Annotated in this window: 14 protein-coding genes; all 14 read left to right on the top strand. The window is 36.6% G+C overall.

Annotation, left to right across the window (positions count from 1 at the left end; all coding sequences use genetic code 11):
• Positions 1 to 4: 4 nt before the first annotated feature.
• A complete protein-coding gene (locus MKX78_RS10730) occupies positions 5 to 1,159 on the top strand; it encodes a phage major capsid protein (protein WP_341050836.1) in 1,155 nt (384 codons plus the stop codon).
• A gap of 15 nt (positions 1,160 to 1,174) precedes the next feature.
• Positions 1,175 to 1,459: a phage gp6-like head-tail connector protein gene (locus tag MKX78_RS10735; protein ID WP_341050839.1), complete on the top strand. Its 285-nt coding sequence runs from the start codon at positions 1,175 to 1,177 to the stop codon at positions 1,457 to 1,459.
• Positions 1,456 to 1,836: a phage head-tail adapter protein gene (locus MKX78_RS10740; RefSeq protein WP_341050841.1), complete on the top strand. Its 381-nt coding sequence runs from the start codon at positions 1,456 to 1,458 to the stop codon at positions 1,834 to 1,836. The genes MKX78_RS10735 and MKX78_RS10740 overlap by 4 nt, the downstream gene beginning before the upstream one ends.
• Positions 1,833 to 2,225, top strand: coding sequence for a hypothetical protein (locus MKX78_RS10745; protein ID WP_341050844.1), 393 nt, complete (start codon positions 1,833 to 1,835; stop codon positions 2,223 to 2,225). Before MKX78_RS10740 ends, MKX78_RS10745 begins: the two co-directional genes overlap by 4 nt.
• Positions 2,225 to 2,608 carry a tail completion protein gp17 gene (locus MKX78_RS10750; RefSeq protein WP_341050845.1) on the top strand — a complete coding sequence of 128 codons (384 nt, stop codon included), beginning with the start codon at positions 2,225 to 2,227 and terminating at the stop codon, positions 2,606 to 2,608. Before MKX78_RS10745 ends, MKX78_RS10750 begins: the two co-directional genes overlap by 1 nt.
• A 35-nt stretch (positions 2,609 to 2,643) precedes the next feature.
• Complete coding sequence (locus MKX78_RS10755) at positions 2,644 to 3,255, top strand: major tail protein (protein ID WP_341050847.1); 612 nt, start codon at positions 2,644 to 2,646, stop codon at positions 3,253 to 3,255.
• 3 nt (positions 3,256 to 3,258) lie between these two features.
• Entirely contained in the window at positions 3,259 to 3,447 is a 189-nt protein-coding gene (locus MKX78_RS10760; RefSeq protein WP_341050848.1) for a hypothetical protein, read from the top strand.
• Between the two features lie 62 nt (positions 3,448 to 3,509).
• Complete coding sequence (gene gpG / locus MKX78_RS10765; RefSeq protein WP_341050850.1) at positions 3,510 to 3,863, top strand: phage tail assembly chaperone G; 354 nt, start codon at positions 3,510 to 3,512, stop codon at positions 3,861 to 3,863.
• A gap of 38 nt (positions 3,864 to 3,901) precedes the next feature.
• Positions 3,902 to 4,051, top strand: coding sequence for a phage tail assembly chaperone GT (gene gpGT / locus MKX78_RS10770; RefSeq protein WP_341050852.1), 150 nt, complete (start codon positions 3,902 to 3,904; stop codon positions 4,049 to 4,051).
• Between the two features lie 37 nt (positions 4,052 to 4,088).
• Entirely contained in the window at positions 4,089 to 7,484 is a 3,396-nt protein-coding gene (locus tag MKX78_RS10775) for a peptidoglycan DD-metalloendopeptidase family protein (RefSeq protein WP_341050854.1), read from the top strand.
• Positions 7,484 to 8,353 carry a phage tail domain-containing protein gene (locus tag MKX78_RS10780; protein WP_341050856.1) on the top strand — a complete coding sequence of 290 codons (870 nt, stop codon included), beginning with the start codon at positions 7,484 to 7,486 and terminating at the stop codon, positions 8,351 to 8,353. Before MKX78_RS10775 ends, MKX78_RS10780 begins: the two co-directional genes overlap by 1 nt.
• A 17-nt stretch (positions 8,354 to 8,370) precedes the next feature.
• Complete coding sequence (locus tag MKX78_RS10785) at positions 8,371 to 9,777, top strand: chitobiase/beta-hexosaminidase C-terminal domain-containing protein (RefSeq protein WP_341050859.1); 1,407 nt, start codon at positions 8,371 to 8,373, stop codon at positions 9,775 to 9,777.
• A gap of 13 nt (positions 9,778 to 9,790) precedes the next feature.
• Positions 9,791 to 10,879 (top strand): SGNH/GDSL hydrolase family protein, encoded by a 1,089-nt coding sequence (locus MKX78_RS10790; protein ID WP_341050862.1) that lies wholly within the window; start codon positions 9,791 to 9,793, stop codon positions 10,877 to 10,879.
• Positions 10,880 to 10,952: 73 nt separating this feature from the next.
• Complete coding sequence (locus tag MKX78_RS10795) at positions 10,953 to 11,090, top strand: hypothetical protein (RefSeq protein ID WP_341050864.1); 138 nt, start codon at positions 10,953 to 10,955, stop codon at positions 11,088 to 11,090.
• Positions 11,091 to 11,133 lie beyond the last annotated feature (43 nt).

Genomic DNA, 11,133 nt, shown 5'->3' on the forward strand with positions numbered 1-11,133 from the left:
AAATATGACTATTAAATTTAACAAAACAGACGACTTTAAAAATGCAAAGAAAGCTTTTGCTGACTCATTAAACGGTGGAACTGAACAAGAACAAACCAAAGCATTAGAAACTTATTTAGAAGCATTACAAACAGAAGTGTCAAATTCAATTCGTTCTGAAGTGAATTCTGAGATGATGGATCGATCTATTCTGCAAAACAGAGGACAACATGTCTTAACATCGGAAGAAACAAGATTCTTTCAGAATGTGATTGACAAAGGTGGATTTGATGACGAATCCATCCTACCAGAATCAACTCAAGAAAGAATTTTTGAAGATTTAACTACCGAACATCCATTGTTATCAGAGCTTGGATTACAAGATTTAGGAGCAGTAACAAGGATTATCACATCTGATCCATCTGGAAGCGCAGTATGGGGTAAATTAATGGGCGGTATCGCAGGTCAAATTTCAACAAACTTTGACGAAGAAAAGATTACTCAAAATAAGTTAACTGGATTTCTTGTTATGCCGAATGATATGTTGGAACTCGGGCCGAAATGGGTTGAAAGATACTCACGTGTTGTTACAGTTGAACTTATTTCTGTTGGACTAGAAAGAGGTTTTGTATTAGGCACAGGGAAAGATGAGCCTATTGGCTTGATTAAAGACCTTAACGGGGCAGTACAAAACGGAGTATATCCTGATAAAGCTTCTTCAGGAACCTTGACATTTGAACCAGGGCGTAAAACGATTGTTGAATTGAAAAATGTAATTAAGAAGCTATCTGCTAATGAGAAAGGAAAAGCCCGTAAAGTTGCAGGTAAAGTGGTTATGGTTGTGAATCCTTTTGACAATTTTGATATTCAGGCATCAGCAACTGTTCAAAATGCAAATGGTGTTTATGTAACTAATTTACCATTTAATCCTACGATTGCTGAAAGTGAATTTGTTCCAGAAGGCAAAGTGATTTTCTTTGTTAAGGGTCAATATCTTGCCGCAATTGCAGGTGGGTATAAACTCAACAAATATACAGAAACATTTGCTATGGAAGATGCTACATTATACACTATTAAACAGTTTGCTACTGGTAAACCATTAGACAATAATGCTGCACTTGTTTATGATTTGGCAATCGAAGATGGAATTTCATCTCCTGAAGTCCCAGAAGGGGCATAATTAGGAGGTGGCTAAATGACCATCACTACTGAATTACTAACAGAATTTAAAGAAAGAATGAGGATTTCTCATAGCTCAGAGGACAATAATCTTAAAAGGTTGTTGTCCTTTTCTTATGCTTACCTGATTGATAAATGTGGTGAGTTTGATATCAATCAGAATTTATTGGGCAAGGAGCTCGTAATGGAAAGAGCACGATACTCCTATAATGATGCGGTTGAATTCTTTGAAGACAACTTTTTATCACAAATACATAGTCTGGGGTTTGACTTAGCTAACTTTGAAGGTGATGAAGAATGAAGTTTAATTATAAATCACCTCGAACAACATCAGGAAATTTAAACACTCCTATAACTTTTTATAGGTTCACACCTAATGATGGCCCAGAGCCTGGTGAAAGGAAAAAGGAAGTAATATTTAACGCTTTTTGCAGTGTGGACACTGTTTGGATGAAAGATATTGAAGTAGCTAAAGCGAACGGTACATTAACTGATTTAACTATTAAAATTAGAGACACCCAAGGTGAATATGTACCATCCAACGAGGACTACTTTACAATCGAATCAGTTTATTATAAAAACGGTAATGAGCCAAGGTATTACAATATTGAGAGTGTCAAACCTGATTTAGCTAATAAAGATTTTATAATTATCATAGGTAGGTTGACTGAGATATGAGTGTAAATATCAGAGGAAACACAAGAATTATAAAAGAAATCCAACAGAAATTAAACGGATCTGAATTTAAAAGGATTAGCGATAAAGCTTTATTACGTGGCGCTCAGGTGTTTGTGAGAGAGCTACGTAGACAATTTGAGTCTTTTGAGGATAAGGGTGAATCTATTAAAGAGATTACTATAGGTGACCCAGAAATAAAAAATGGTGAAAGAACAATTAAAGTTTTATGGAGAGGCGAACATGATCGTTACCGAATTATTCATTTAAATGAATGGGGAACAATTAAAAACCCTAATCCAAGAGGTAAAGGTGCAGTTGCAAGAGCGTTAAAATTGTCAGAGAAAGCCTATAGTAAGGTAATCAAAGAAGAGTTGAAGAAGGGTTTATAATGGAGATTTTAGATAAAGTTTATCGTCATCTAATCGAAGATGATTTCATCATCACTCACGTAAAAGGAAGGATTAAATTTTACGAATATCCTGAAACAGGTGACGTAACTAACCCTTTTATTGTATTGCAACCATTAGATGTCCCTACTCCAAGCACACTTGCTGATAATACTTATCTTAGTTACGATTTTTTACTGCAAGTTGAGGTTTGGTCAAAAGATAGAAAACAAACAGAACAAATAGCTAAACGAGTTGGTAATATCTTATGGGATATTGGTTTTATACAAAATGGTGGGATCAACGAATACGATGAAAAAATTTATCGAGATGCAAGACGATATAGAGGCAACTTATATCGTGACGATTTAGACACTATCAATTAGTGTCTTTTTTATTTAATTAAAAAAGGAGAATGAAAATGGAAAAAATGTATAAAGCAAGCACAGGTATAGACGAGTTTTATTATGCCAAATTAGATGAAACAGGTGTCAGCATTATTGAAGGTGTTATTACTAGGTTGCCAGGTTTACAAAATATAGATATCGAAATGCCACAAGAAATTGTAAGAGCTTATGGAGATAACAAAACAATGGAAATGGCAACATCCGCAGGGAATATCACTGTGTCGTCTACATTCCACAAGATACCTGCTGAAGATCGTAGAGTTTTATTTGGGTTAGAGACTCAATCGAATGGATTATACGCTTATGGATCTAACGATACACCTCCATATGTAGCGTGCGTATTTGCTAAAACTCATTCAAATGGAGCAAAAGAGTGGGTAGGTTTACCAAAGGGAATCTTTTTAAGACCTAACATTGGTGGTCAGACGAAAGGTGGCGGGGTTGAGTTTACTTCAGATGAAATCACAGCAGAATTTATGGATCGTCATATTGTTGGATTTGACGAAGAGAAATCAGTAATTTTTGGATTAGATGTCAAAGGTGAAACCGAAAAAAGAGATGCTCTGTTTCAAGCTATTTTTGGTGTTGCGTATCCAACAGCCATTACTACACCAGAAGGAGCTTAATATATGAGCAATAAAAAACCTAGATATACAGTTTTGGTTGGTTTTACAGACTTGGAAGATAATAACAAGGTTTATAAAAAAGATAAACCATATCCAAGGCCAGCGAGTAAAAAAGTAACTAAAGAAAGAATTGAAGAATTGACTACTAGCAACAACAAGAGAGGGATTCCTCTAATCAAAGAGCAAGCGTAATGCTTGCTCTTTTAATTATGCGCATAATTAAAAGAAAATTAATGAACTAAGGAGAAGATAATATGGCAACTTTTAAACGAAATATGATTGAACTAGTAACAGGTGTACGAGAAGACGGGGAATATGAGATAAAGAAATATTTCACACCTAACTTTATTCCATTTTCAATTGTCTATGAAGCGGTAGATTTAAATGAAAAAATGGTAAAAAACAAATTCGAATCCGAGAAAGCTCAGTTTGACGAATTGTTAGAATTTGTGACTAACAGAATTTATGGTAATCAATTTAGTAAAGAAGATTTACTAAATGGACTACATGCACCAGAAGCAATATCAACGTTGGAGAATCAAATTACTTTTATCGCACAAGGGAAACAAAGTGATGAAACAAAAAAGTTCCTGGCGAAGAAACATTAGGAGATGAGGATTTTACTCCAACAAAGCAAAAGGAATATTTGGATACGTTAATAAGAGAACTAATGGAATCTGGTAAAGATATTAATCAAATTTTAGATATGCCTTTTCATTTCATTATTCAAATTCTAGAAGACAAAAACAAACCAACCCAAAAAGATTCATTGATCGCTGCCTTCGGTGGTAATTGATGAATATTTTTTATTTTAGCGGAAAGGAGGTAAACTCATGCAAGATAGGATTAGAGGTTTATCAATTGATTTAGGTTTAAACACCATGGGAATCGACAGTGGATTAACAAACCTTAAATCAAAGTTGAAAACTGTCAACAGCGAGATGAATGCCAACCTTTCAAGTTTTGATCGAGCCGAAAGGTCAGTAAATAAATATCAAACTGTAATCGATGGATTAAATCGTAAGTTACAAGTACAAAGTCAGATTACTGATCAAGCTCGAAAAAGGTATCAAAAGATGGTTGAGCAACATGGTGAGGGCTCAAGTGAAGCTGAAAAAGCTGCTCAAGCCTACAACCAAGAAGTTGCTGCATTAAATAATTTAAATAGAAGTATCGAACGTAATACTTCAGAATTATCACGGATGCAGGAAGAGCAGAGGATAGCAGCGAGTGGATGGACAAGGCTAGGAGACTCAGCGGAAACATCAGGAAGAAGGATTAGTGGAATAGGCAATGGTTTAAAAGGTTTAGGTCAAAATTTGTCTATGTCTATCACTGCACCACTAGTAGCAGGATTCGCAGCTGTAACGAAAGGCACCGAAGAGTTTAGAGGTGACATGGCTCGCCTGGAAACAAATGCTCAAGAAGCTGGAAAAGGTGTCGACTTCGCCAGAGAAGCGATGGAACGTCTTTCAGGTATTTCAGATGAAACTGACTCCAACGTTGAAGCAGTGTCAAACTTGTTAGCTACTGATCTTAGTGAAGGCGGATTGATTAAAACTATGGATGCTTTATCAGGGGCAGCTATCAAGTTTTCTGACACTTTGAAAATTGAAGGTTTGGCAGATGGTTTGCAAGAGACATTGGCAACTGGAGCAGCAATCGGGCCTTTTGCAGAGATGCTTGAGCGTTCTGGAGTCGATTTAGAAAAGTTTAATAAAGGACTATCTAAGTCTATCAAAAGTGGTAAAGAGGAAGATTATGTTTTACAACAACTTTCAAAATTAGGGTTGGCAGATGTAAACGAAGCTTATCGTAAAAACAACGAAGAGCTTGTTAAATCTCGTGAAGCTAGTTTCAAATTTGAAGAGTCTGTGTCTAAGTTAGGTACTACTTTAACTCCAATTGCAACTAAAATCACTGAAGCTATAACAGGTATCGTTGATAAATTTAATAATCTAGATGGCGAAACACAAAAAACTATTATTAAATTTACAGGTTTAGCTATGGCACTCGGCCCGATTATCGGATTTGGTGGAGTCTTTTTAGCTTTGTTGGGTAACATCGTTTCTGGTTTTGCACCTGTACTATCTGCAATAGGTAGAGCAGGAGGATTGTTTAAAGTGCTTAGGTTAGGGTTAATGGCATTTATCGGACCGGTGGGTATTGTTATAGGGATATTAACCTTGTTAGGCACTGGTTTTATAACACTCTATAAAAATTCTGATACTTTTAGGTTGGGCATAAGCAATCTTTTAGGTAACCTTAAAAAACTAGGTAAAGACTTGCTTGAGATGTTGAAACCAGCAATTGATGCTGTTGTATCTTTTTTTAAAGAACAGTTAGCTGTTATCAAAGGTTTCTGGGAGGAAAATAAAAATTCAATTGTCTCTGCACTGGAAAACATCTATAAATTTATAAAATTTATTTTTGAAAAAGGTATTTTACCAGTCATCCAATTTGTGATGCCTTTTATTCTTTCGATTATCCAATCAGTATGGACAAATATTAAAGGTGTAATAACAGGAGCACTTAATATTATTATGGGTGTGGTGAAAGTTTTTTCTGGTTTATTTACAGGTGATTTTAAAAAGATGTGGGAAGGTGTCAAGCAAATATTTTCTGGCGCTGTAGAATTAGTATGGAATCTTATTCAGCTATATTTTATTGGTCGTATTGTCAAAGGTATTGGGGGATTCGTTAAAACTTTTGGTTCAAAACTAAAAGGTGGATGGGATTCTGCAATAGGTGGAATTAAGAGTTTTGTAGGTAAAGCAAAGGATTGGTTTACTAGTTTCAAAGATGAGGGGCTTAAAAACTTCAATAAATTAATTGATGGTGCTAAGGCTTTACCTGGAAAAATGGGTAGCGGTATCAAGAAAATGGCAGGGAAAGTTAGTGATGGAGTAAAATCAGTTGCTAATAAAATGGCTGAAGGTCTAGGTAAGGGAGTTAATGGTGTTATTGGTGGTGTCAACTGGGTATTAGGTAAACTCAGCGTTAAAACACGCATAAGCGAATGGGAAGTACCTAAATATGCTCACGGAACCGAAGGTCATAAAGGTGGCCTAGCTATCGTTGGTGATGGTAAAGGCTCTAATGCAGGTAGAGAGTTAATAACTACTCCAGATGGTAAATCCATGCTGAGTCCATCAAAAGACACTTTATTGAATTTACCTAAAGGTTCACAAGTATTATCAGCAAAAGAGACAAAATCATTACTTGGTGATGTACCTAAATATGCTCATGGTACAGGTGGAATGATAAGTGGTGCAATCAATAAAATTAAAGATGTTGCTTTAAATATATGGGATTATGCAACTAACCCTTCAAAAATCTTAAATATTGCTCTAGACACACTAGGAATAGTCAAACCAGACAATACAAATGTCGTTGGTAAGATTGCTCGTGGTGGTTTTAACATGGTTAAAGATAATGCTATTGATTATGTTAAATCGATGTTTGCCAAAGCAGAGCAAGATTTAGGAGTGCCAGGTAAGTTGAGTTTTCCAGGGTTTACTTTCACATCTCCTTTCGGTCAAAGATGGGGGAAATTACATGGTGGAGTTGACTATGCAGCACCAACTGGTACACCAATACCATCTCAGACTGCTGGTGTAGTATCTTATGCATCTAATGGTTTTAACGGTGGATTTGGTAATCTTGTCAAAGTAAAACAAGGCGCATTTGAACATTACTATGCTCATATGAGTCGTATCTTAGCTTCAGTTGGCCAATCTGTAAAACGAGGAACAGCATTAGGATTAGTTGGAAGCACAGGTAACAGTACGGGCCCACATGTCCATTATGAGTTACGTAAAAATGGTGTGAGACTGAATCCATTAAACGCATTTAAAACAGGTGGACTAATTAACACTCATGGTTTGTATGAGTTAGCTGATGGAGGCTACCCAGAGTATGTAATACCTACTGACCCAAGCAAAAGAACAGCAGCAATGAAACTGTTAGCATTAGCAGGTAAAAAGATTCAAGGAAATAAACGTCCTAATCAGTTATCTGGTGTGGGGACACATACAAACGAAAGTAATGAATTGCTGAATGCTGTTCTAGAACAAAATCAAATTTTAATGTCACTATTACAAAGCAGCCGAAGCATTGAATGTAAACCAGTTTTATCAGAAAGGGATATAGGTAGAGCTTACGATAAATATAATGCTAATGAACAAGCTAAACATTCAATCTTTAAGGGAAGGGTGGCACCAGTTTAATGTTTAAAATTTTTAATGAGCAATTTGAAGAAATACCCCTTCCCATCGATGATCTCGGATACGGGTTAAGAGGACTAGATCTAAATATTTCTTCTGTTGCACAAGAGGTTACAGAACACAATGTACAGGGATTATCAGGAAGTATTCAAACTGGTTTTCGTGATGCGAGTCGAGATATGAATATTAGTGCGAGAATAAAAGCGAAAGACAAGACAGATTTTCGATTGAAAAGAGATCGTGTTTTTGCTTTTTTTAAACAATTAGGTTCGTTTTACATCACGGAGAATACCCAAGGAAACAAACTGATGTTGGTTAGGGTTGTTGATTCTTATCAATTTGACCGAATCCCAAATAGCCAGACTTATTCTATCGCTGATATTCCGTTAAAAATAATTGGGCAACCATATTGGATCAGTCGATTCAAAAGTACTGATTTACAAAAAGGAATTAATTTTGATGGTAATTGGTCATTTGGAATGGGTTTGGATGTTGAACCTAACAAGTTAAATTATGAATTTAGTAGTAGCTCATTTACTTTGTACAATGCTGGTTCTGTCCCAATTAAAACAATTCAAGAAAAAAACCATTGCATAATTACCATAGAAGTGAAAGAGACAGTTAATAATTTTCTTCTAAGAGATGCAATCGGGAAACGTTTTGAGTATAACCCAAATAAGCAATCTAATTGGACATTAAATAGCGGAGCAAAAATTATTCTTAACGGGCATTATATTTCACTGAATGAAACATCAATCCTAGAAAGAACTAATCGTTACTTTCCAGTTATTTTAAGTGGAGATAACATTTTTAATGTTGAAGGAATATCAAAATTCCTCATCACTTTTGACTTTAGGTTTAAATATTACTAAAAAAGGAGGTACATCAAATGACTATATACAGTATAAATAATCCATTAAGTGATGATGGACGTAATAAACTCAACCATAATTTCGCAGAATTAAATAATAATATAAAGAAAGCAAATGAAGATATTCAACAATCAGGAGAAATAATAACAGAAGTTAACAGTCGGCTTTCCGCACAGTTAGCAGAAACTTCCCAAGAAATTACCGTTGCAAAAGGAACTTATCCAACGCTTAATGACAAGCTAAACGTAATGGCTATCGAAGGCGGAGGCGCTCCTTCGAATGTAATTTTATTCGAGGATTGGCTTGGTGGAGAGTCTGTTATTATTGACACCGACACTCCACCGCCAGCTGACACGACTGCTCCAGTTCTCACGATCACAGCGGGAGGGCCCTTCACAGGGACTAAAACCGTTTTTATATCCGTCAATGAAACAGCCGATATATTTTATACGCTAAACGGCTCGACACCTACAACAAGCAGCACTAAGTACACGGCTCCCTTATCCGTTACCGCAACCACCACGCTCAAAGCATTTGCACGAGATACGACAGGTAACAATTCATCGGTTCAGACTGTTACTTATACGCTTGATACATCAGGGCAGACACCGGCAGATACGACACCACCTGTATTGACGATTACACCTGCGGCAACCTTTAGCGATACGCAGAAGGTGAACATGAGCATAAACGAAACGGGAACCATTTGGTATACCGTGGATGGCAGCGATCCGGTTACATCTGGAACACGGGTACAATATTCTTCTACAGTTACGTTGACAGCTACAACTACAGTTAAGGTTTATGCGGTGGATACAGCTGGGAATCCTTCAATTGTTCAGTCAGTAACTTATATAAAGGAATCAGCACCTAGTGGAAATCATGTTCAGGATGTTTCGTTAATATTCTTTAAAAATAGTGGAATAACAAACGGAGAAATCATTACTGACCCTGAAACTTATTTTAACGATACCGAAGAATTTACCCTATCGGTTACTTTTCAACCTGTAATTTCCGGCTCAAATGCAGGAAATTTATTGGTAAGTAGATTCTTAGTAGGCGCAAGCGATAACGTCATGAAGTTTGAATGGGCATGGAATGATACTATTTTAGGGAATCTATACGGAACAAAAGCAGACGGAACAACCGCGTGGAATCCGCAAGCGACAACCTCAGCATACACCGATAAAACAAAATATTATCATCTTGCTTTTAAACGTCAAGGAACAGCATTGACGATTCATGTTGATAATGTGCAAGTTGCATCAACGTCCATCCTAACCACAGATATAGTAAGGCAAGTTTCAGCGCAAACATTAAAGATCGGTCAAAGCGGAAAAGCAGGGTTGTTTAAGAATGTAGCTTATTACAACCGTGCATTAACAACTGCTGAATTAACACAAAACTATGAGGCATTGAAATAAGGAGGGATAAAACATGCAAGGAAAATTAAAAAAGTTAAAAGATAATAATAACCAATATGTTTATCCCGTCTCTGTTTCAGAAGCGGTATACGTTGATTCAAGCAAAACGCTTAAAACTAAGCTTTCTGAAATGGATCAGGCAATTTCGAACGCAGGTTCAAGTGGTGGTACGAATAACGTAGTTACAGCTTCCAACTTGGTTGTTGGAGGTAATGTACGTTTTACTGTGGATTTTACAGCCAAAATAATAGCTTTCACTACGTGGAATCTTTGGACAACTAACGCAGCCTTCACCCTAGCAGCGGGAACCAAAACCTTCTCTGCTGAAATGAGTACTTCGACTTTTTATTATGTTTGCTATAAAAGTAACACCATCGAGTTAGTAACAGTAGCGAATATCGGCAATTACACGGGCATTGTTCTTTTTGGAATTATGAATACTTCCATTTTCCCTTTTGCTTATCCAGTTCATTTAATTGGAGCAAAGGGTGGAACAATCTACAACAAAAATGATATTTCCATTGGTGAATGGTTCTTGATTGGCGACAGTCTAACACAAGGAGAATCGTGGTGGAAAGAAGTTCAAAAACAATATCCTGTACCTACCATTACAAACTCTGCCGTTGCTGGGCGCAGAATGTCCGGTTCTGGTGGGATGTGGGTTGAAAAAGATAATATATCCACTACAGCGGAATTGTGTACCATCATGGGTGGTACGAATGACCAAGGGAACAGCGCTACGAGAGGAACAATTCAGCCTGTTGGGGCAGCCTTCGATACTAACACGTTTATAGGGGCTTATCAAACTCTAATTGAAGGACTTTTAACCAGAGTCCCTAATCTTCGAATAATCCTTATGACACCTCCAAGAGCATGGACAGATACAACGGCAACCACATTGAGAAATGGGTTAAAGGATTATGGGGACGATGTGAAAGCAATAGGGCAATTTTACAACCTTCCTGTTATAGATATGTACCACAATATGGGATACAACGAAAAAAATCAAACCACTTATTTAACTGATGGATTGCACTGGACAGCCGAGGGTAAAAAACGTGTGGCGAGTTTGGTTTGTGGAGCATTAAGGCAGTATTATTAATTCTTGTATCGATTGAACGATCGTATTATAATCTTTATAAAGAACGAAAAGTTCATTATAAAGAGGTGGAAGAATGAAACTATTTGCTGTCGGTACAATGAACAAAGAAGGTATTACATGGACGACTATAGAAGCAGAATCAAAAAAGGAAGCGAAGCATCAAACGAAACATTTAGGATCAATTATCAAGGTATCCGAGATTACAAATTAACCGAGCAGCAGGAACAAACTGCGCAGTAAAGCATCTCAATTTG

Source organism: Cytobacillus sp. FSL R5-0569, from assembly GCF_038007265.1.
Classification (GTDB): Bacteria; Bacillota; Bacilli; order Bacillales; family Cytobacillaceae; genus Cytobacillus; species Cytobacillus kochii.